The organism is Actinomadura rupiterrae (genome assembly GCF_024172125.1).
Classification (GTDB): Bacteria; Actinomycetota; Actinomycetes; order Streptosporangiales; family Streptosporangiaceae; genus Spirillospora; species Spirillospora rupiterrae.
In genome coordinates this window covers 155,772-177,294 of record NZ_JAMZEA010000011.1, presented here as the reverse complement: position 1 = coordinate 177,294, position 21,523 = coordinate 155,772, and the positions used below count along the sequence as shown (strand labels likewise).

The 21,523-nt window shown below is 73.4% G+C and carries 18 protein-coding genes and 1 pseudogene; 8 read left to right on the top strand and 11 right to left on the bottom strand.

Annotation, left to right across the window (positions count from 1 at the left end; all coding sequences use genetic code 11):
* Positions 1–205: 205 nt before the first annotated feature.
* The 9 genes and pseudogenes from FHU30_RS34650 to FHU30_RS34610 form a co-directional block, all read right to left on the bottom strand.
* Positions 206–1,006, bottom strand: coding sequence for an IclR family transcriptional regulator (locus FHU30_RS34650; RefSeq protein ID WP_253881760.1), 801 nt, complete (start codon positions 1,004–1,006; stop codon positions 206–208).
* A 4-nt stretch (positions 1,007–1,010) separates the two neighbouring features.
* A pseudogene (gene pcaC / locus FHU30_RS34645) lies at positions 1,011–1,370 on the bottom strand (4-carboxymuconolactone decarboxylase); the annotation flags it as partial.
* A gap of 407 nt (positions 1,371–1,777) precedes the next feature.
* Positions 1,778–2,545: a 3-oxoadipate enol-lactonase gene (gene pcaD / locus FHU30_RS34640; RefSeq protein WP_253881759.1), complete on the bottom strand. Its 768-nt coding sequence runs from the start codon at positions 2,543–2,545 to the stop codon at positions 1,778–1,780.
* Entirely contained in the window at positions 2,542–3,792 is a 1,251-nt protein-coding gene (gene pcaB / locus FHU30_RS34635) for a 3-carboxy-cis,cis-muconate cycloisomerase (protein WP_253881758.1), read from the bottom strand. The genes pcaD and pcaB overlap by 4 nt, the downstream gene beginning before the upstream one ends.
* Positions 3,782–4,462, bottom strand: coding sequence for a protocatechuate 3,4-dioxygenase subunit alpha (locus tag FHU30_RS34630; protein ID WP_253881757.1), 681 nt, complete (start codon positions 4,460–4,462; stop codon positions 3,782–3,784). Before FHU30_RS34630 ends, pcaB begins: the two co-directional genes overlap by 11 nt.
* Positions 4,462–5,127 carry a protocatechuate 3,4-dioxygenase subunit beta gene (gene pcaH / locus FHU30_RS34625; RefSeq protein WP_253881756.1) on the bottom strand — a complete coding sequence of 222 codons (666 nt, stop codon included), beginning with the start codon at positions 5,125–5,127 and terminating at the stop codon, positions 4,462–4,464. Before pcaH ends, FHU30_RS34630 begins: the two co-directional genes overlap by 1 nt.
* A gap of 9 nt (positions 5,128–5,136) precedes the next feature.
* Positions 5,137–5,766, bottom strand: a complete 630-nt coding sequence (locus FHU30_RS34620) for a CoA transferase subunit B (RefSeq protein WP_253881755.1) — start codon at positions 5,764–5,766, stop codon at positions 5,137–5,139.
* Positions 5,766–6,602 (bottom strand): CoA transferase subunit A, encoded by an 837-nt coding sequence (locus tag FHU30_RS34615; RefSeq protein ID WP_253881754.1) that lies wholly within the window; start codon positions 6,600–6,602, stop codon positions 5,766–5,768. The genes FHU30_RS34620 and FHU30_RS34615 overlap by 1 nt, the downstream gene beginning before the upstream one ends.
* A 301-nt stretch (positions 6,603–6,903) precedes the next feature.
* Positions 6,904–7,881 carry a sigma-70 family RNA polymerase sigma factor gene (locus tag FHU30_RS34610; protein WP_253881753.1) on the bottom strand — a complete coding sequence of 326 codons (978 nt, stop codon included), beginning with the start codon at positions 7,879–7,881 and terminating at the stop codon, positions 6,904–6,906.
* A 434-nt stretch (positions 7,882–8,315) separates the two neighbouring features.
* Between FHU30_RS34610 and FHU30_RS47370 the strand changes: the two genes are divergently transcribed.
* The 3 genes from FHU30_RS47370 (at position 8,316) to FHU30_RS34595 (ending at position 11,485) form a co-directional block, all read left to right on the top strand.
* Positions 8,316–9,803 (top strand): terpene synthase family protein, encoded by a 1,488-nt coding sequence (locus FHU30_RS47370; RefSeq protein WP_253881752.1) that lies wholly within the window; start codon positions 8,316–8,318, stop codon positions 9,801–9,803.
* A gap of 128 nt (positions 9,804–9,931) precedes the next feature.
* A complete protein-coding gene (locus FHU30_RS34600) occupies positions 9,932–10,774 on the top strand; it encodes a geranyl diphosphate 2-C-methyltransferase (protein WP_253881751.1) in 843 nt (280 codons plus the stop codon).
* A gap of 156 nt (positions 10,775–10,930) precedes the next feature.
* Complete coding sequence (locus FHU30_RS34595) at positions 10,931–11,485, top strand: universal stress protein (protein WP_253881750.1); 555 nt, start codon at positions 10,931–10,933, stop codon at positions 11,483–11,485.
* A gap of 170 nt (positions 11,486–11,655) precedes the next feature.
* Here FHU30_RS34595 and FHU30_RS34590 read toward each other — a convergent pair whose 3' ends face one another.
* A complete protein-coding gene (locus tag FHU30_RS34590; protein WP_253881749.1) occupies positions 11,656–14,988 on the bottom strand; it encodes a GH92 family glycosyl hydrolase in 3,333 nt (1,110 codons plus the stop codon).
* 223 nt (positions 14,989–15,211) lie between these two features.
* On the bottom strand, positions 15,212–16,228 hold the full coding sequence (locus FHU30_RS34585; protein WP_253881748.1) for a LacI family DNA-binding transcriptional regulator: 1,017 nt from the start codon (positions 16,226–16,228) through the stop codon (positions 15,212–15,214).
* Positions 16,229–16,568: 340 nt separating this feature from the next.
* Between FHU30_RS34585 and FHU30_RS34580 the strand changes: the two genes are divergently transcribed.
* The 5 genes from FHU30_RS34580 to FHU30_RS34560 are packed head-to-tail and all read left to right on the top strand — an operon-like array spanning position 16,569 to position 21,523.
* A complete protein-coding gene (locus FHU30_RS34580; protein WP_253881747.1) occupies positions 16,569–17,603 on the top strand; it encodes a class I mannose-6-phosphate isomerase in 1,035 nt (344 codons plus the stop codon).
* Complete coding sequence (locus FHU30_RS34575) at positions 17,600–18,577, top strand: ATP-binding cassette domain-containing protein (RefSeq protein WP_253881746.1); 978 nt, start codon at positions 17,600–17,602, stop codon at positions 18,575–18,577. Before FHU30_RS34580 ends, FHU30_RS34575 begins: the two co-directional genes overlap by 4 nt.
* A complete protein-coding gene (locus tag FHU30_RS34570) occupies positions 18,574–19,593 on the top strand; it encodes an ABC transporter permease (RefSeq protein ID WP_253881745.1) in 1,020 nt (339 codons plus the stop codon). The genes FHU30_RS34575 and FHU30_RS34570 overlap by 4 nt, the downstream gene beginning before the upstream one ends.
* Before the next feature lie 53 nt (positions 19,594–19,646).
* On the top strand, positions 19,647–20,621 hold the full coding sequence (locus tag FHU30_RS34565; RefSeq protein WP_253881744.1) for an ABC transporter substrate-binding protein: 975 nt from the start codon (positions 19,647–19,649) through the stop codon (positions 20,619–20,621).
* Positions 20,618–21,523 (top strand): carbohydrate kinase family protein, encoded by a 906-nt coding sequence (locus FHU30_RS34560; protein ID WP_301324076.1) that lies wholly within the window; start codon positions 20,618–20,620, stop codon positions 21,521–21,523. The genes FHU30_RS34565 and FHU30_RS34560 overlap by 4 nt, the downstream gene beginning before the upstream one ends.

Sequence of the window (21,523 nt, the reverse complement as noted above, 5' to 3'; positions counted from 1 at the left end):
CCGGCGCGGAGCTGTCACGGCGTCAATCCGCGTCCTGGCGGCGCGGGGCTGCCATGGCGTCAGTCCCCGTCCGGGCGGTGCGGGGGTGTCGTTGCGTCAGTCCGCGTCCAGGCGGTGCGGGGGTCGTTGGTTCAATCCGCGTCCGGGCGGCGCGGGGGCGTGATTGCGTCGGGGCGTGTTCGGAGGGTGCGCGGGGGTCATGGCGTCAGTCCGTGTCGGGGTGGCGTGGGGGGACGATGTCGGAGTCGGAATGCCACTGGACGGCCAGGTCGCGCGACAGGGCCCGGGCCGCCGTCGCCAGGGGTGGCAGCAGCCGGCGCGGGTCGGCGCCGCGGGTGCGGGCCACCAGCGACAGTGCGGCGACCACCACGCCCTCGCGGTCGCGTACGGGCACCCCGACCGAGGACGCGCCGACGGTCATCTCGTCGCGCGTGGTGGAGTAGCCGCGGCGGCGCGTGGCGGCCAGGTCGCGGCGCAGCTCGTCCGGGTCGGTGAGGGTGGCCGGGGTGTGCCGGGTCAGCGGCTCGGCGAGGACGGCCTCGCGCACCTCGGGCGGCGCGTGCGCCAGCAGCACCTTGCCCGCGCCGGTCGCGTGCAGCGGCAGGTCCGCGCCGACTCGCGTGACCACTGGCACCGACCGGCGGCCTCGCAGCCGCTCGACGAACAGCGCCCGTCCGTCGCCCAGCACCGCGAGCTGGACGTTGTCGTGCGTCGCCTCGTACAGGTCCTCCATGTGCGGCAGCGCCAGCTCGCGCAGGCCGCTGACGGCCGGGGCGCGGCTGCCGATCCGCCACAGCCGGGTGCCGATGCGGTAGGTGCCGTCGTCGGGCGTCCGCTCCAGGAACCCGCCCGCCGTCAGCTCGCCGACCAGCCGGTGCCCGGTGGACGGCGGCAGCCCGGCGCGGCGGCAGATCTCGCTCAGCGTGAGCCGGACGTCCCCGGGCGCGAACGCGTCCAGGATCGCCATGACCTTGCCCGCCACCGTCGGCGGCCGCCGCGCCTCCACCGCGCTACTCCGTTCCGTCGAGGTCGGACAGGACGCGCTGCGCGACGGCGAACGCGGAGTTGGCCGCCGGGACGCCGCAGTAGATCGCGGTCTGCAGCAGCACTTCCTTGATCTCGTCGCGGGTGAGGCCGTTGCGCAGCGCGGCGCGCACGTGCATGGCCAGCTCGTCGTGGTGGCCGCCCGCGACCATCGCCGTCAGGGTGATGCAACTGCGGGTCTTGCGGTCCAGGCCCGGACGCGACCAGATCTCGCCCCAGGCGTAGCGCGTGATGAGGTCCTGGAAGTCGGACGTGAAGTCGGTGGTGCGCGCGACGGCCCGGTCCACGTGCGCGTCGCCAAGAACCTCCCGACGCGTCCGCATCCCCTCGCCGTACCTCTCCTCGTCAGTCCAAGCCCGCCCAACGCGCGCTGCGCCAGCCCCCGGTTGCTCAACACGCGGCTCGCCAGCCCCCGGCCGCCCAACGCGCGCCTCGCCAGCCCCCGGCCGCCCGGCGCGCGCCTCGCCAGCCCCCGGCCGCTCAACGCGCGGCTCGCCAGGCCCCGGTTGCTCCGCGCGCGGGTCGCTGGTTCCGGGCTGGTCGATGCGCTGCTCGTCGGTTGCGGGCTGCTCGTTGGTTGGAGGCTGCTGGGCACGCGAATCGTCGGTCCCACGCCGCGCGGCGGGCGCATCGATGGTCTGATCGTCGGCGGCGGGCTGCTCGCCGGTCGCTGGACGCTCGGGGCGCGCTGCGATGCGCTCCTCGGCGGCGGGTTCCTCGTCGGGGCGGGGGGTCACGCGGCGGGTCCTTTCCAGGTGCGGGTGAGGTGGTGGATGAGCGCGTCGGTGACCGGTCCCGGCTGTTCGACGTTCGCGAGGTGGCCCGCGTTGCCCACGACCGTGAGCACCGCGTCCGGGATGCGGTCGGCGAGCACGTCGGCGTGCCCGTGCGGAGGTGTCGGTTTGTCCTCTGCGCCCGCCACGACCAGCGTCGGCGCGGTGATGCGTCCCAGCTGCGAGGTGACGTCGAAGTCGGCGAGCGCGTCGCAGCACGCGGCGTAGCCTTCGGGGTCGGCGGACTTGACCATCGCGACGTAGGGTTCGGTGTCGGCGAAGAACGGCGTGAACCAGCGGGACGGCGCGGACTCGGCGATTCCCTCGACGCCCTCGCGGCGGACCAGCGCGGCGCGCTCGCGCCACGGCCCTGGATCGCTGAACTTCGGGGACGTACAGATCAGTGCGAGGCTGGCGACGCGTTCGGGGGCGCGCAGCGCGGTCGTCATCGCGATGGCGCCGCCGAGCGAGACGCCCGCGACGGCCGCCTGCGCCGCGCCTACCTGGTCGAGTAGGCCGATCACCGCGTCGGCGAGGTCGTCGATGCCGAATGGGCCGTCCGGGACGGGCGTGCCGCGGTGGCCGGGCAACTCGTAGCGCAGGACGCGCCAGTGCCGGGTGAGCGCGTCGAGCTGCGGGTCCCAGAGCCCGGACGTGGTGCCGAGCGAGGGGCCGAGCACGACCAGCGGCGCGTCCTCGGGACCGTCGAGGCGGTGGACGAGGCTCACGGGCGGTTCTTCCTGTACTGGGTGAGGGCGCGGTCGACGAGGGCGCCCGCCGCGCGGACGTCGGTGTCCAGGTCGCGTCCGTCGAGAACGGCGAGCAGGGCGTCCAGGTGGGCGCGCATGCGGTCGGGACGGACCTCCAGGCCGTCGAGCAGCTCGGCGGTGGTTGCGGCCGCGCCGCCGGTCAGGCGCAGGCACTCGCGGAGCGGCTGCCACTCGGCGTGCCACTCGCCCGCCGGACGCTCGTGCGCGGCGGCCTGCGCGGCCAGCACCACCTGAACCTGCGCGGGGACCTGGAGGGCCGCCGACCGGACGAGGGTGGCGAGCGCGGGGTTGCGCTTGTGCGGCATGGCCGAGGAGCCGCCGCGGCCGGGTCCGGCGGGCTCGGCGACCTCGTCCACCTCGCTCTGCGCGAGCAGCGCCACGTCCGTGGCGATCTTGCCGAGGGCGCCCGTGACCAGTGCGAGCGCGGCGGCGAGGTCGGCAACCGGGGTGCGCCGGGTGTGCCAGGGCAGGACGGTCCGGTCTAGGCCGAGCTCGTCGGCGAACGCGTCGGCGAGGGCCGGGCCGTCCGCGCCGTAGGCGGCGAGCGTGCCGACCGCGCCGCCGAGCTGGACGGGCAGAGGGACCGAGGCCAGCCGGTCGCGGGCGTCCATGCAGCCGAGCAGCCACTGCGCGGCCTTGAGCCCGAACGTCGTCGGGAGCGCCTGCCGGTTGAGCGTGCGGCCCGGCACGGGCGTGTCGCGATATCGCTCGGCGAGCCCGGCGAGCAGGGCGAGGACGCGGTCGAGCGTGCCGACGATCTCCCGGCGGGTGCGGACGGCGACCAGCATGCCCGCGGTGTCCATGATGTCCTGGCTGGTCGCGCCGCGGTGGACGTGCCGTCCGGCGTCCCCGGCCAGTTCTCGCAGGTCGGCGACCAGCGGGACGACCGGGTTGCCCGCGCCGCGCGCCCGCCGGGCCAGCTCGGCGATGTCCGGGCGGGCGAGCCGCGCGGCGGCCGTGATCGCGTCCGCGGCGCGTGCCGGGACGATGCCCAGCCGCGCCTGCGCGCGGGCGAGCGCCGCCTCGGCGTCCAGCAGCGCCCGCAGCCACGCCGCGTCGCCGGTCAGCGCCTCGGCGGGCATCCCGGCGCGGACGGGCGACAGCAGCCCGGCGTCCAGCGGACCCGCTGGGATCCCGTCCGCCGGGCCCGCGACCGGCGCCGTCCCGTCCGGCGGGACCGCGTCGAGCGGCTGATCAGATGCCAAGGAAGACCGTCTCCCGCTCGCCCTGCAGGTGGATATCGAAACGATACGTCCGGTCACTCTCGGCCACCGCGACCAGGGTCGGGCGGCGCTCGGCCGGGACGGCCGCCAGCACCGGGTCGATGCCGTGCGCCGCCGCGTCCTGCGGGAAATACAGCCGGGTCCGGACGGGCTTGAGCAGGCCCCGCGCGAAAACCAGCACGGCAATGTAGGGCGCCCCGGCCCCGGATGTACCAGTCCCAGACGCACCGGCCCCGGCCACGTCAGCCCCGGACGCACCGGCCCCAGACGCGTCAGCCCCGGACGCGTCTGTTCCGGACGCATCGGTGTCGGACGCGTTGGGTCTGATCGCGCCGGGCTTGAGTGTGCGGAAGCGGTACTCGCCGGCCGCGTCGGTGCCGCAGCGGCCGAAGCCGGAGAAGCCGTCGGGGTCGCGGCGCAGGCCGCCCGCGCCGGACGGGATGCGTCCCGCGCCGTCCGCCTGCCAGATCTCTACCAGCGCGTCCGGGATGGGGGCGCCCGCGCCGTCCAGCACACGCCCGCGGATCGTGATCGCGTCCGGATGCCAGCCGGGGACGAGGTCGGGTCCCTCGGCGTAGGGCAGCGCGTGGCCGAAGAACGGCCCGACGGTCTGCGAGGGCGTCGGCGCGAGGTCGGGTGCGGTGGGGGTCATCACGCCTCCATCGGGGTGTCGCCGAGCACGATGTCCCACTGGTAGCCCAGGGCCCACTCCGGCACGGTGGTGTCCAGGTCGAACCGGGACACCAGCCGGTCGCGGTCGCGCTGGTCGGGGATCGACTGCATGATCGGGTCGTGGGCGAACAGCGGGTCGCCCGGGAAGTACATCTGCGTGACGAGGCGCTGGGTGAACGCCGTCCCGAAGACCGAGAAGTGGATGTGCGCGGGCCGCCAGGCGTTGGGGTGGTTGCGCCAGGGGTAGGCACCCGGCTTGATCGTCACGAACCGGTAGCGGCCGTCGTCGTCGGTGAGGCAGCGGCCGGCGCCGGTGAAGTTCGGGTCGAGCGGGGCCGGGTGCCGGTCGCCGAGGTGGGCGTACCGCCCGGCGGCGTTGGCCTGCCACACCTCGACCAGCGTGCCGCGCACCGGGCGGCCCGCGCCGTCCAGCACCCGCCCGGTCACGATGATCCGCTCGCCGAGCGGCTCGCCGGCGTGGTGCGCGGTCAGGTCCTCGTCCAGGACGCCGAGCTCCTGGTGCCCGAACACCGGCGAGGTCAGCTCGACGCTGTCCGGCCCGAGCCGCGGCATCACCGGCTCGCGGGAAGGCGCGCGCAGCACCGTGCTCTTGTAGTCCGGGTGGAGGTACGGAGGGTGGGTCATGCTGCTCTCCTACGCGCGGATGGGGGCGGCGGTCCGCTCGCGGACCTCGGCCTCGGTGACTCCGGGGGCGGTCTCGACCAGGGCCAGGCCGCCGGGCGTGACGTCCAGGACGGCGAGGTCGGTGATGATCCGGTGCACGCAGCGGGCGCCGGTCAGCGGCAGCGTGCAGCTCTCCACGATCTTGGACGCGCCGGACCGGTCGCTGTGCGCGGTCACCACGATCACCCGGCGGGCGCCGTGCACCAGGTCCATCGCGCCGCCCATCCCCTTGATCATCTTTCCGGGGACCGACCAGTTGGCGAGGTCGCCGCGCGCCGACACCTGCATGGCGCCCAGCACCGCGACGTCGATGTGGCCGCCGCGGATCATCCCGAACGACAGGGACGAGTCGAAGTAGGCGGCGCCCGGGAGCACCGTCACCGTCTCCTTCCCCGCGTTGATCAGATCCGGGTCGACCTCGTCCTCGGCCGGGTAGGGCCCGACGCCGAGGACGCCGTTCTCGGCGTGCAGCACGACATGCCGGCCGTCCGGAATGTGGTTGGGGATCAGCGTGGGCAGCCCGATGCCCAGGTTGACGTACGCGCCGTCCGGCAGCTCGGCCGCCGCCCGCGCCGCGATCCCGTCCCGGCTCCAGGCCATCACTCCCCCGCCTTCCGCGCGGCCGGCGCGTCGCGCACGGTCCGCTTCTCGATGGGCTTGTCGGCGGCCTGCTCGGGCGTCAGCGGGACGACCCGCTGCACGAACACGCCGGGCAGGTGGACGTGGTCGGGGTCGATCTCGCCCGGCTCGACCAGCTCCTCCACCTCGGCGATCGTGATCCGACCGGCCATCGCGCACAGCGGGTTGAAGTTGCGGGCCGACTTGTCGAACACCAGGTTCCCGTGCCGGTCGCCGCGCGCCGCGCGGACCAGCGCGAAGTCGGTGGTGATCGACTCCTCCAGCAGGTAGGCGCGGCCGCCGAACTCGCGGACCTCCTTGGCCGGGGACGCGACCGCGACCGAGCCGTCCGGCGCGTACCGCCAGGGCAGCCCGCCGTCGGCGACCTGCGTGCCGACGCCGGCCGGGGTGAAGAAGGCGGGGATGCCCGCGCCGCCTGCGCGAAGCCGCTCGGCGAGCGTGCCCTGCGGCATCAGCTCGACCTCGATCTCCCCGCCGAGGTACTGCCGCGCGAACTCCTTGTTCTCGCCGACGTAGGAGCCCATCGCGCGGGCGATCCGGCCGGCCGCGAGCAGCCGCCCGAGGCCCCGGCCGTCCAGCCCGCAGTTGTTGGACACCACCCGCAGCGCACCCGAGCCGCGCTCGTACAGCGCGTCGATGAGGACGGTCGGGACCCCGCAGAGCCCGAACCCTCCCACCGCGAGCGAGGCCCCGTCGCCGATGTCGGCGACGGCCTCGTCCGCCGAGCCCACGACCTTGTCCAAGCCGCCCCGACCCGAACCGCCGTCGCCGCCGTCCCGCCGCGAGCCGACGGCCATGCCGCCCCGATCCGAGCCGTCGCCCAAACCGGCCCAGCCCGAACCTGTAGCGGCAGCACCCGCCGTGGCCGGAGCCGCGCTGCCTGGGCCCGCCTCGGAGCCTGCCTTGCCCGAACCCACTGCCGTTCCGCCTCCCGATCCGTTCCGGGGGCCGTCCGGCGGTGCGCGAGGGCGCGGAGGCCGCCGGGGGTGCCCGTTTCCCTCACCCTGGCAGCGGCCCGGACGCGCGCGGGGCCCGGCTTTCCGCTCAGCGGAAGGTCCGCTGGGCGGAAACGCCGGGCCGCTCGGTGGCGCAGGCGGTTCAGACGGTTTCGGGCAGTCCGAAGACCGGGAACAGGCTGGTGTCGAAGAACACCGAGGCGTGCTGGACGCCGCCGGGCGTGATGTCCAGGACCTGCAGCTGGTAGGGCCGGTAGACGCCGTCGTCGCCGCACTTGTAGAGGGCGAACGCGGGCTGCCCGTTGGCGCCGGTCGGGACGACCCGGAAGGTGGCCGGCTCGGGGCCGCACTGGGACTTGATGAGCCGCGCGATGTGCTCGGGGCCGACGAACCACTCGGGGAACGGCGGCATCTCCCACACCGCGTCCTCCTTGAACAGCTCGACCAAGCCGTCGATGTCGGCGTCCTCGAACGCCTTGGCGTAGCGCTCCAGCAGGTCGCGCTGGCCGGGGTCGGTCGGCTCGACCAGGTGGTCCCGCTCGGGGCTGGACTCCTCCAGCTGGGCGCGGGCGCGCTGCAGGGCGCTGTTCACCGACGCGGTGCTGGTGCCGAACAGCTCGGCGACCTCGGCCGCCTTCCACTTCAGGACGTCCCGCAGGATCAACGTGACCCGCTGCCGCGCGGGCAGGTGCTGGAGCGCGGCGACGAACGCCAGCCTGGTGGACTCGCGGGCCGCGACGATCGCCGCCGGGTCGGCCGGGTCGGCGCCGATCATGCTGTCCGGCGCGGGCTCCAGCCAGGGCACCTCCTCCGAGGCGACGACCGGGCGCTCCGGCTCCCCGCTCGGGCCGCCGAGCCCGGTCGGCATCGGCCGCCGCCCGCGCTGCTCGATCGCGGTCAGGCACACGTTCGTGGCGATCTTGTAGAGCCAGGTGCGCAGCGAGGACCGGCCTTCGAAGCCCTCGTAGGACCGCCAGGCCCGGATGTAGGTCTCCTGGACCAGGTCCTCCGCGTCGTGGACCGAGCCCAGCATCCGGTAGCAGTGCGCGAGCAGCTCGCGGCGGTACGGATCGACGAGCTCCTCGAACTCCCGTTCCTGGTCGATGGTGCTGTTCGCCATTGGGGTCACCCCTCACAGACCGACGCGGTGGGTTGGACGCAGCGCTCCGACGCGTTCCCGGACGGGTGCGCCCGGGGCGCCGCTTGGATGCGGTGGGTTGTAGGCGGTGGGCCGATTCGCTTGGGGGGTGGACCGATCCGCCGCAGTTGAGCTGCTCCGACCGTAGGCGACGCCACCGACATTTTGCGGTCGAAGTCACATTATGAGCGTCCCAACCTACGTGACCTCGGCGTTCGGTGCCCGGATCCGGCCGCATCCCCCTGGACGCCATGCCGCGGGATGGGGCAAGCGTTCCGGCACCACGCCCATGTGACTGCGGGGACCGATGGACCTCACCGGTTGGTTATTCACGATCAGAAGCGCCGTCACTACGTTTTGTAATCGCGGCGTAACGGACGCGCGCCGGTCAGCCCCCTCGCGAAAGCAGGTCAGCGGTGGACACCCGAACCGGAACGACAGACCCAGCAGCGATCGCGGACCTGTCCGAGCGGTTCCCGGGCGAGTTCCCCGACGAGCTCGCCTCCTTGCCGTCCGGCCCGACCGGCCTCGGCACCTCGGCCGCACGGCTGTTCAGGTGCGAACCCGTCCCGGCGGACGTCCCGGAGCCGCCCCCGGCGCCCGAGCCTGAGCAGGCCCCCGACCTGCCGGACGCGGCCGCCACCGCCTGCCCCGTCACCGACCCCGACTGCGCCCCCGAACCCCCGGCCGACGCCGAATGCCTCACCGAGCCCGCGACAGCACCCGAAGCCGAGTGCCTCGCCGAGCCCGCCGTCCACACCGAAGCCGACCTCGAACCCGCGCCAGAGCTCGAACCCGCAGCCGACCTCGAACCCTCAGCCGCGCCCGAGTGCGCGCCTGAAGTCCAGGCCGTGTCCGAGCCCGAGGCCAAGCCCGCGGCGAAGGTGCAGGAGCGGAAGGGCCAGGGCCGGGACGGGGAGGACGAGCAGCCCAAGGTGATCAAGGGGTTGAAGTTCCGCCGGCCGCTGCGCGACGACCGGGCGCTGGCCGACCGGGTGAACGAGCGGCTGATGATCTGGGCCGAGAAGGAGGTCGAGCTCTACCCCGGCGACCAGCTGCGCGCGATGTTCCTGGCCTTCGACCCGGGGCGCTCGGTGGTGATGTGCCATCCGGACGCCGCGTCCTTCGACCACCTGGTCGCCGCCGGGATGCTGTACATCGGCGAGAACGCCGTGGACGACTACTTCTGCGAGCCCGACCTCGGCGGCCATCCCGAGGGCCTGGGCGCGCGGCTGCTGGTGGCGCAATCGGCGATCGACCCGCTGCACACGACCAAGCCGCAGATCCCGAAGTGGCTGGCCGGGCTGGCCTCGCATCCCGCGCTGCGGGCGATGCGGTCGGCGATGGGCTACTTCGAGCGGATCGCGACGCCCGCGCAGGCGCACCGGTACCGGCACGACATCTGCAACCTGTACCTCGGCTACTGCGCGGAGGCGGCCTGCATCCAGACCGGCCGGACGCCGGCGGTGTGGGAGTACCTGGCGCAGCGCCAGTTCAACAACTTCCGGCCCTGCCTGACCATCACCGACGCGGTCGGCGGCTACGAGCTGCCCGCCTCGATGTTCGCCCGGCCGGACGTCCAGCGCGCGACCGCGCTGTCGTCCAACGCCACCACGATCGTCAACGACCTGTACTCGCTGCGCAAGGAGATGGCCCAGGAGCGCGTCCACCACAGCCTGCCCACCGTGATCGCGCACGAGGAGGGTGTGGGCATCGAGGAGGCGTTCCAGAAGACCATCGAGATCCACAACGAGCTGATGGACGACTTCGAGGCGCTGTCGGCGCTGCTCGCCCCGACCGACCCGGTCCTCGCCCGCTACCTGGCGGGCCTGTCGAACTGGGCGGCGGGCAACCACGAGTGGCATTCCGGCCTGGTCGGAACCCGGTACGCGACCGCGCCCTGACCCGTCCCGCCCTCGCCGTCCGCCCTCGCCGTCCCCCACCCGCCGACCGATCCGCCCGCCGTCCACCGCGCTCGCCGCCCACCTCGCGCTTCTCCTTCCCAACTGACACCACCACGAGGAGATGACCCATGTCCCAGCCCGCTCTGACCGCCTACCAGGGTGACGTCGCCGCCTACTGGAACGCCGAGGCCGACCCGGTGAACATCCGGCTCGGCGAGGTGGACGGGTTCTTCCACCACCACTACGGCATCGGCGACCCGACGCCCCGCGTCGCCGAGGGCGGCGACGACGCGGTGATCGCCGACCTGCACCGGCTGGAGTCCGCGCAGGCGAACCTGCTGCTGGACAACCTGTCGTTCGCGGGCGGGCGGCTCGGCGCCGAGCACCGCGTGCTGGACGCCGGGTGCGGCCGGGGCGGCAGCAGCTTCCTGGCCAACCAGCGGTTCGGCTGCCGGGTGGACGGGGTGTCGATCTCGGCCAAGCAGGTGAAGTTCGCCAACGAGCAGGCGGCGCAGCGCGGCGTCGCCGACCGGGTGAAGTTCCACCTGGCGAACATGCTCGACACCGGCCTGCCCGCCGGGGAGTTCCACTCGATCTGGAACAACGAGTCCACGATGTACGTGGACCTGTACGACCTGTTCGCCGCGCACGCCCGGCTGCTGGCGCGTGGCGGCCGCTACGTCACCATCACCGGCTGCTACAACGACGTGTACGGGCAGATCCCGTCCAAGGCGGTCTCGACGATCAACGCGCACTACGAGTGCGGCGTGCACTCGCGGCGGACCTACTTCGCCGCGATGGCCGCCAACCGGCTGGTCCCGGCGCGGGTCATCGACCTGACCGCCGCGACCATCCCGTACTGGGAGCTGAGGGCGGGATCGTCGGTCGCCACCGGCATCGAGGAGGCGTTCCTGTCGTCCTACAAGGACGGCTCGTTCCAGTACCTCCTGATCGCCGCAGACCGCGTCTGACGGCCCGATTCGGGCGGTGCACGCGCCAGCCGGCGGACTCCGGCCAGAAACCCGCGGTTCAACGCGTGTAAACACTTCCACCTGAGCGGGTAAGGCTGCACCCTGGAGGGCACACATCGCCGCAGGGTCGGTGGCAGGCTCCCGCGGGAGGGGACCGTGATCGTGAGACCGGAGGGCGGGCCGCGCGTCGTCGTGGGCGTGGACGACTCGCCCGGCGCGCGCTGCGCCCTGTCGTGGGCCATCGGCGAGGCCCGGCTCAGGGGCCTGGCGCTGCTGGTCGTGCACGCCGCCCCGCTGCCGCCGCACGTGTCGGCGGCGGGGCAGATCGGCTGCGGCATCACCGAGGCGCTGCGCGCGGCGGGCGCCGAGCTGATCGCCCGCACGCTGGGCGAGGTCGCGGGCGGCACCCCGCACGGGGTGCAGATGACGGCGCTGGCGCTGGTCGGCGAGCCGGGCGCGACGCTGGTCCGGCTGGCCCGCGACGACGACATCCTGGTCGTCGGGCACGGCGACCGGAGCCTGCTCTCGCGGATCATCCGGCCGTCGGTGCGGCTGCACTGCGCCCGGCGGACGCGCGCGACGCTGGTGTGCGTCCGGCCGCCGTCGTTCGACTCGCTGCTGGACTCGCTCATCCTCACGGACGATCCGGAGGTCGCGGCGTCCGAGCCGCTGCTGCGCCGCCTGGCCTGGCGCCGCCGCCGCACGGTCTGACGACGCTCGGTCCGACGACGCTCGGTCCGACGACGCTCGGTCCGACGACGCTCGGTCCGACCCGCTCGGTCTGACCCGCGCGTCCGGACCGGGCGTCCAGAGCATGCGTTCAACACGTCCGAGCCGCCCCCGGAGGCCTTCCGCGGGCGGCTCGGTGCGGTTTCAGCGGATCAGGAGAAGGACCAGGCGAACACGTGCAGCGAGCCGCCGCTCGCCGGGGCGTTCAGCGTGAAGCTCTTGACCTGCTTGCCCGCGGCGAGGTCGATCGGGGTCGCGCCGAACACGTACACGTTGATCTTCTGGTTCCCGCCGTCGCCGGAGTTGCGGTACGGCGTCTTCAGCACGATCTGGTTGCCGTACCTGGGCGGGTAGGCGTCGGCGCCGAGCGCCCAGTCCGACATCGACAGGTCGGACTTCTGCGTCGTGCCGTCGGTGTAGGTGATGGTGACGCTGGACGGGGCGTCGCCGTTGCCGCCCGCGCCGAGGAACGCCAGCCGGGTGCCGGTGGGCGGCTGCGGCAGCTCGACGGTCTGCCCCTGCGCCTGGACGTTGTCGAACTGGCCCGGCTGCCGGTTCGGCCAGGTGAAGGTGAACCCGTTCCAGGTGATCTGGCCGCCGGGCTTGGCGCCGGCGTTGGCGAGCGCCTGAGCCGAGTAGGTCCAGCCGCCGCCGTCGAAGTCGGCCGCCGCGGACGTCCCGTCGGACGAGATGCCCGCGTTGTTCTGGTACCACTCGATCGTGCCCTTGTGCGCGACGTTCACCGACACCGCCGCCTCGCCCGCGCCGGAGATGTCGAACGGCACCGAGTACAGGTCGACCTTGGCGTCCGCGGCGACGCTGAGGGTGACCTGCTGCTCGGCCTGGCCGTGGTCGGGCACCGCCAGCGTCCCGGAGGACGGGCTGACGGTGACGCCGGCCGGGGGCTTGGCCGTCCAGTTCACGTTGCCGCCCTTGGCGAGGGCCTGGACGCGCAGGGTCGTGGTCGCGGTGCCGCCCGGCTCGACCGCGACGATGCCGGGGTTGGCGGCCGAGATGAAGGCGTGCGCGCCCTGGTTGAACGAGGGCGGCACGTCGGCGTCGGCGGTGCCGAGCTTGGTGTCGGGCTGCGCGCCCATGGTGTAGTCGAGCTGTCCGCCGCCGGTGGCGAACGACTCGGGCAGCCACAGCTTGGACGAGTCCTGCCCGTTCACCTTGAGCGACTGGATGTAGGGGCTGCTGGACGCGCCGGGCGCGTTGATGGTGAAGCGCTGCCCGGACGAGCGCCGGATCTCCACCTTGTCGAAGGCGGGGCCGTTGACGACGAGTTCGGCGCGTCCGGGCATCACCGGGAACATGCCGATCGACGACCACACGTACCAGGCCGACATCGTGCCGAGGTCGTCGTTGCCGACCAGCCCGCCGGCGGTGGGCTTGTAGAGGTCGTTGCGCGCGCGGTTCACCACGTCCTGCGTCTTGTAGGGCGTGCTGCTCCAGGCGTACAGCCACGGCGTCTGCAGGGACGGTTCGTTGCCGAGGTAGGCGTACGGTTCGTGCGGGCCGGCGTTGAGCTTGGTGAAGAAGGTGTCGAGGCGCTTGGCCGCGGCGTCGCGTCCGCCGATCAGGTCGAACAGGCCGCCGACGTTCTGGTAGGCCATCCAGCTGTACTGGGCGCCGTTGCCCTCGACGTAGGAGTTGGAGTCGGCCGGGTTGAACGGGCTGTAGAACGACCCGTCGGACATGCGCGGCTGGATCCAGGCGTTGGCCGGGTTGAAGACGTTCTGCCAGTTCTGCGCGCGGTTCATGAACGCGTCGCCGGTGGCGGTGTCGCCGAGCCGCTGCGCGAGCTGGGCGATGCCGAAGTCGGCCAGGCCGTATTCCAGAGTGGTGGAGGTGTCCATCGGCAGGTAGCCGCGCTTGAGGTACTGGGCGTTGCCGGGACGTTCGGTGTAGCCGGACTTGGCGCCGACGCGGTTGGCGCCGTCCACCATCGCCGCGAGCGCGCCCTTGGCGTCGAAGTCGCGCGCGCCGAACGCATACGCCGACGACACGATCGAGTGGTACGGGTCGCCGACCATGACACCGGTGATGGTGTTCTGGTGCGACCAGCGGTCCCACACGTTCCCGATCTGGTGCGCGTCGTCGTACATCGACTGGGCGATGTCCGAGCCGACGTCAGGGGCCAGGAACGAGATGAGCTGGGCTTCGCTGCGGTAGATGTCCCAGCCGGAGAACGTGGCGTACTGGTGGTGGCCGGGCCGCACCTTGTGCGTGCGGTAGTCGAAGCCGGTGTAGGTGCCGTCCACGTCGTCGAACACGTACGGCTGCAGCAGGGCGTGGTAGAGCGCGGTGTAGAAGGTGCGCAACCGGTCCTCGGACCCGCCGGACACCTTGACCTGGTCGAGCCGCTTCTGCCAGGCGGCGTGCGCGGCGGTGCGGACGGTGTCGAAACCGCGTCCGCCGACCTCGGAGTTGAGGTTGGCGCGCGCTCCGGCAAGGCTCACATACGACACCGCCGACCGCATCTGCACGGGCTGGCCGGAGTCGAACTGCAGGTAGACACCCGAGCCGGGGCCCTTGACGTTGACACCGCCGGTGAAGGCCCGCTGCTCCTTGACCGGTTTGCCGCCGGGTGCGTTGTGCGCGCGTCCGGACGGCTTGACCGCCTGCGGGACCTTGTCGGGCGAGGCGCCGCGCGCGACGGACTGGCCTGGCTCGACCGAGTCGTCCTTCCAAGTGCCATAAGCCTTGACCGGACGGTCGAAGGTCGCGCGGAAGTACACGTAGTAGCGGCTGGAGGCGCCGCAGAATCCGCCGGTCTTGGCCCAGCCCTCCACGGTGTTGCCGCTCACGGTGGCCTCGGCGTCGTCCACGCCGTGGATGGAGCCGGTGACATTCAGCAGCAGCGTGCCGGGCTTGCCGGTGGGGAAGGTGAAGCGCCCGACGCCGCCGCGGGTGGAGGCGGTCAGCTCGGTCTTGACGCCCGAGTCGGCGGTCACCGCGTAGTAGCCGGGGCTCGCCTGCTCGTTGTCGTGCTTGAAGGTCTGCACGTAGTCGTCGCCGTGGGTGGCGGGCGAGCGGCCGATGGTGCCCGAGACCGGGATGACCGGGAAGTCCTGCGCGCCGGTGCAGCCCGGCCCGGAGATGTGGGTCATGGAGAACCCGCGCAGACGGTCGTCCTCGTACTTGTAGCCGCCGCCGGCGTTGCGGACGGTGTCGGGGCTCCACTGCATCATGCCGAACGGGACGACCGCGCCGGGGAAGTTCTCCCCCGCGCCGCCGCCGTGCCCGAAGTCCGGGCCGCCGTCCTGGGTGCCGACGAAGGTGTTGACGTAGGAGGTGGGGTCGGGCGCGGCGTGGGCGCTCTGCGCGGCCGCGACGGGGAGCAGGGGGATCAGGGCCAGGGCGGCCGGGACGGCGATCCGGCGGGCGGACCGTCCGGGACGGCGCCGGGCCGTCCGGCGCGGTGGCCGGGCGGCGGGGAGGGGTCCGGGGAGACCCGGCCTGGGTAGGCGCGGCCTGTGCATACGCGCTCCTCCGAGACAACGTTGTCAGGACGCCCTAGATCGTGAAGCCCGTCCCCAGGCGCGTCAAGGGCCCAATCAAGCAACAAGTCCCCCAACCAGCCCGAAAACACGCACCGACCTCGGGCAATATCAATGACAACGTTGTCCCAAAAGCTCCCCGGCGTCCCCGCGGTCAGGGCAGGGACTGGGGGCTCAGGAGGCCGGGGCTCAGGAGGCCGGGGGCTCAGGAGGCCGGGACGGCGGTGCCGCGGTGGATCAGGCGGGTCGGCAGGACGGTCTCGGCGGGCCAGGAGCGGTCGCCGCCGATCCGGTCGAACAGCCGGGCGGCGGCGGTGCGGCCGAGCTCGCCCACGTCGTAGGCGATGACGGTGAACGGCCGGGGCATCAGGTCGGCCAGCTCGAAGTCGTCGAAGCCGACCAGGTCGGCCTCGGCGCCGAGGCGGCCGAGCTCGGCCAGCACGCCGACGGTGATCCGGTTGTTGCCGCAGAAGAACGCGGTCGGCGGCTCGCCGGTGCGGAACATCGCCGCGGCGGCCGCGGCGGCCTGCTCGGGGTCGCCCACATCGGTCCTGACCAGGGCGTCCTCGTAGGGGACGGCCGCCGTGGTGAGCGCCGCGCGGACCCCCGACAACCGCTCGCGGGCGGTGTAGACGGTGGTGGAGTCGCTGAGCACGCCGATCCGGCGGTGCCCGCGGGCCAGCAGCTCCTCGACCCCGGCGCGGGTGCCGCCGGCGTTGTCGATCAGCACGCTGTCGGCCAGGATGCCCGCCGGCGGCCGGTCCAGGAACACCACCTGGGTGTTCATCTCCAGCTCGGGGCGCATGTAGGAGTGGTCGCCGCCGGCCGGGACGATGATCAGGCCGTCCACCCGGCGCTGGCACAGCTCCAGGAACAGCTGGCGCTCCAGCTCCGGGCTCTCCTCGGAGCTGGCGGTGATCAGGTGCGTGCCGCGCTCGCGCGCGTAGCGGCCGATCGCGGCGGCCAGCGCGGAGTAGAACGGGTTGGCCAGGTCCTCGATGATCAGCCCGATGGTCGCGGTCTGCTGCCCCGACCTCAGCGAGCTGGCGATGTGGTTGCGGCGGAAACCGAGGCTGCTGATCGCCGCGAGCACCCGCTCGGTGACCTCGGGACGCACCGAGGGGGCGTTGTTGATGACCCGGGACACGGTCTTGACGCTCACCCCGGCGGCCGCGGCCACGTCGGAGATCGTGGGGCGGCGGGGCTTGTCCTCGTTCGTCACGGTCCAACGTTATCTCCGACGGGGCGTCCGGGACGCCCGGGTCCGCCGATCGCCCGGTTCCGCAGGCCCGCTCCACCGGGGGTTTCGCGTCCCCGCCGGGTCACGGGCGGGTCACGGCGTCCGGCCGAGTGTTGACAACGATGTCATTCGGGCCGAAGGTAAGGCCGCAACGGACCGACCGATTCGCGGCGTCGCTTCCGATGCCGCCCGCTTGCCGCCCCCGCCCCCTTTGCCCTCATCCCCGGCCTCATCCCCCGCCCTCATCCTTTGACATCCGTCCGGACCCCGGGCCGCTGCCCGGAACCCCGGCGTTCTCCCTCCGGAAGAGGTGGACCGACGCGTGCGACCCCTCCCCCTGCCCGCCAACCAGCCGCGCCATTTCTACCGGGGCGGCGAGGCCATCGCCCGGTTCCGCGGCGTGCGGCCTCCCGACGACCACCGTCCTGAAGACTGGGTCGGCTCGGCGACCGGCCGGATCGACGACGCGTCCGCCGGGGTGACCGTCCTGCCGGACGGGCGCCGGCTGCCCGACGCGGTCGCCGCCGACCCGGCCGGCTGGCTCGGCCCGGAGCACGTGCGGCGGTTCGGCGACTCGACGGCGCTGCTGGTCAAGCTGCTGGACGCCGGGCAGCGGCTGCCGGTGCACTGCCATCCGAGCCGCGCGTTCGCGCGGGCCCACCTGGGCAGCGCGTTCGGCAAGACCGAGGCGTGGCTGGTGCTGGGCACCGCCGACCAGGACGGCGGCACGGTGCGGATCGGCTTCCGCGAGGAGGTGCCCGAGGAGCGGCTGCGCGCCTGGTCGGCCGAGCAGGACGTCGCGGCGATGCTGGCGGCGACCAACCCGGTGCGGGTCCGGGCCGGGGACGCGGTGCTGATCCCGGCCGGGATCCCGCACTCGATCGACGCGGGCGTGTTCGTGGTCGAGCTCCAGGAGCCGACCGACTTCAGCGTGATGCTGGAGTGGAAGGACTTCGCGCCCGGCGGCGACGAGTCCGGCCATCTCGACCTCGGCTGGGACCTCGCGCTCCAGTGCGTCGACCGGCGGGCCTGGTCACCGGACGAGGTGGCCGCGCTGGTCCGCACGCGCGAGCAGATGCCGGTCACCGGCGGCGGCGCGCGGCGCGTCCTGCCCGAGGCCGCCGACCCGTTCTTCCGCGCCGAGCTGGCCGGGGACGGCGCCGAGTTCCCGCCCGGGTTCGCGGTGCTGGTCGTCCTGCGCGGGGCGGGCGAGCTGCGGTTCGACGGCGGAAGCCTTCCGGTGCGGGGCGGCCAGACCGTCCTGGTGCCCTACGGCGCGGGCGGAACGAGCCTGCGCGGAACCGGGCTGGACGTGCTGCGCTGCCTGCCGCCGGCCCCCGAGGAGGAGCAGAAGTGAGCACCGGCCAGAGCGCCGCCACCGGCGCGCCGCTGCTGGAGGCCAGCGGCATCGTCAAGAGCTACGGGCACGTGGAGGCGCTGCGCGGCGCGGACTTCACCGTGCACGCGGGCGAGGTCGTCGCGCTGATCGGCGACAACGGCGCGGGCAAGTCCACCCTCACCAAGATCCTGTCGGGGGTGCAGCGGCCGGACGGCGGGACGATCCGGCTGGACGGCGTGCCAGTCGCCTTCGACCGCGTCGAGCAGGCCCGCGAGGCGGGGATCGAGACCGTCCACCAGGACCTGGCGCTGTGCGCGCAGCTCACCCCGGCCGCCAACTTCTTCCTCGGCCGCGAGGTGCTGCGCGGCGGGCTGCTCGGCCGGCTCGGCTTCCTGGACCACAAGGCGATGCGCGACCGCGCCCGCGCCGAGTGCGAGCGGCTCGGCATCCGGCTGAAGTCCGACACGGTGCCGGTCTCGACGCTGTCGGGCGGGCAGCGGCAGGGTGTCGCGGTGGCGCGCGCGGTCACCTGGGCACGCCGCGTGGTGTTCATGGACGAGCCGACCGCCGCGCTCGGCGTGGTGCAGACCGGCCGCGTCCTGGACCTGATCCGGCGCGTCCGGGACACCGGTGTCGCGGTGGTGCTGATCAGCCACAACATGCAGGACGTCAAGGCCGTGTCGGACCGGATCGAGGTGCTGCGCCTGGGCGCGCGGGTGGCCCGCTTCGACACCGCGCGGGTCTCGATGGAGGAGCTGGTCGCCGCGATGACCGGCGCGACGTCCGAGGCGATGACCGACGCCATGGCCACCGCCGCCGAAGAAGCCACCGGCGAGCCGCCCCGCGCGGCTGGGCCAACCCGCACGGACACGCCAACCCGCGCGGACGGGCCGCCCCGAGCGGACGGGCCGACGCGAGCAGACGGGTCGACGCGTGTGGACGGCGCGGGGCGGGACGAGCGCGGTGCTGCGGCTCGTGAGGAGGAGCGATGAGTGTGGAGGCCGGTGAGCCGATGGCCGCGCAGGTGGGCGGGCTCCGCGGGCGGGCGGTGCTGGACCGCGTGGCGGGCAGCCAGGTGGTGTGGATCGCGCTGGTGCTGGCGGCGATGCTCGTCGCGTTCGGCGCGCTGCGCCCGCACAGCTTCGCGACGAGCTTCAACCTGCTGAACATGGTCGGCGACGCGGCGATCCTGCTGCTGCTCGCGGTCGGCATGACGTTCGTGATCATCACGTCCGGCATCGACCTGTCGGTCGGCGGCGTGCTGGTGTTCTCGGCGGTGACCGCCGCCAAGGCGATGGAGGCGGTCGGCGCGGAGTCGGGCACGGCGCTGTGGGTCGGGCCGCTGGTCGCGGTCGCGACCGGCCTGGCGTGGGGCGTGCTGAACGGGTTCGTGGTGGCCTACGGGCGGATCCCGGCGCTGATCGTCACCCTCGGCACGCTCGGCATGTCGCTCGGCGGCGCGCTGCTGATCACCGGCGGTGTCGACATGCGGGCCTCCAGCCGGCTGAACCTCGGGCTCGGGCTGGACAAGTTCCTCGGCGTCCCGGAGATCGTGTGGATCTCGGCGGCGGTGACCGTGGCGCTGGCGGTGCTGCTCGCGCAGTGCCGGTTCGGACGGCACACCTACGCGATCGGGTCCAACACCGAGGCGGCGCGGCACGCGGGCGTGCGCGTCGAGCGGCAGCTGGTGAAGGTGTACGGACTGGCCGGGCTGCTGGCGGGCCTGGCCGGGTACCTGTCGCTGGCCAAGTACGGCATCACCGGGGTGTCGGCGCACTCGACCGACAACCTGCAGGCGATCGCGGCGGTGGTGATCGGCGGGACGAGCCTGTTCGGCGGCGCGGGCACCGTCATCGGCACCGTGATCGGCGTGTTCATCCCGGCCGTGCTGCAGAACGGGTTCCAGATCCTCGGGGTCAAGCCGTTCTGGCAGCAGGTCGTCGTCGGCGCGGTGCTCATCGTCGCCGTCTACCTGGACCAGTGGCGGCGCCGCGCGGGCGACCACTGACCGCGGCCGCCACTGGCCACCACCCCCCAGAGAAACAGGCAGAGAGGCAAGCGATGCGCAGGTTGATCGGCGTGCTGACGGCGGCGGCGCTGGTCGCGGCGGCGGCCACGGCGTGCTCGGACTCGGGCTCCGGCTCCGGTTCCGGCGGCAAGGTCAAGATCACGCTCGTGCAGGGCATGGCGGGCGAGGAGTTCTACGAGACCATGGCCTGCGGCGCCAAGCGGCAGGCGGCCACGATGGGCGTGGACCTGAAGGTGCAGGGCCCGCAGAAGTTCGACCCGACGCTGCAGACCCCGATCGTGAACTCGGTCGTGGCGAGCAGGCCGGACGCGATGCTGATCGCGCCCACCGACACCAAGGCGCTGATCGCGCCGCTGAAGCAGGCCAAGGCGGCGGGCATCAAGACGGTGCTGGTCGACACGGTCGTGGACGACTCGTCCATCGGCGTGTCGCGGATCAGCACCGACAACCTCAAGGGCGGAGCGACGGCCGCGACGGCGCTGAGCAAGCAGATCGGCGACAAGGGCAAGGTCCTGGTGATCTCCACCGATCCCGGGGTGAGTACGGTGGACGCGCGGATCAAGGGCTTCGAGCAGGAGATCAAGGCGAGCCATCCGAACGTGAAGTACGTCGGCGTGCAGTACTCGCACAACGACGTGTCCGAGGCCAGCAAGATCGTGAACGCGGCGCTGGCCAGGGACCCCGACCTCGCCGGGGTGTTCGCCACCAACCTGAACTCCGCGACCGGCGCCGGGTCGGCGCTGCAGCAGGCGGGCAAGCTCGGGAAGGTGAAGATGGTGGGGTTCGACGCCGGTCCGGCGCAGGTGAAGCAGCTCCAGGACGGGGTGGTGCAGGCGCTGGTGGCGCAGCTGCCCGGCGACATCGGCGCCAAGGGCGTCGAGCAGGCGGTCGCGGCGGTGAAGAAGCAGGCCGTCACGCCGTCCATCCCGACGGACGCGACGGTGGTCACCAAGGACAACCTGACCCAGCCCGACATCCAGAAGATCCTGTACAAGGCGGGCTGTTGAGCCGGATCACCGTTCTCGGCGAGGCGCTCGTCGACCTGGCCCCGGCCGGCGGCGAGCGCCTCTTCCGGGCCGTCCCGGGCGGGAGCCCCGCGAACGTCGCGGTCGGCCTCGGCCGGCTCGGCGTGCCGCCGTCGCTGGTCACCGGGCTGGGCGAGGACGCCTTCGGGCGGCTGGTCGTCCGGCACCTGGAGGAGTCGGACGTCGCGGTCGTCGTCCAGCCGTCCCGGTTCACCGGCATGGCGATCGTGACGCTGGACGAGGCGGGCGTCCCGGCCTACGACTTCGCGCTGTCCTGGGAGCCGTCCGCGGCGCCGCTGCCGGACGGGACGGTCGCGCTGCACACCGGGTCGCTGGCCGCCGCGCTCGGCGGCGGTCCCGCGGCCGTCGAGGCGATGATGGCGGCGGCGCGCCGGTCGGCGACGGTGTCGTTCGACCCGAACGTCCGCCCGGCGCTGATGGGCCCGCGCCCGGACGAGCTGGCACGCATCGAGCGGCAGATCGGGTTGAGCGACGTGGTGAAGGCCAGCGAGGAGGACATCGGCTGGCTGCATCCCGGCGCCGACCCCCTCGGCATCGCCCGCGGCTGGCGCGCGCTCGGCCCGGCGCTGGTGGTGGTGACCCACGGCTCGGCAGGCGCGACGCTGCTCGGCGACACTGAGATCCACCGCCCGGCGCCGCCGGTGAAGGTCGTCGACACCGTCGGCGCGGGCGACGCGTTCATGTCCGCGCTGCTCGCCGGGCTGGACGAGCACGGCCTGCTCGGCGCCGACGGCCGCGCCGGGCTGGGCGGCGCGCCCGCGCAGGCGCTCGAACGCGCCGTCCTGGCGGCCTCGCTGACCTGCACCCGCCCCGGCGCCGACCCGCCCACCCGCGCGGACCTCATCGCCTTCACCCCTGCCTGA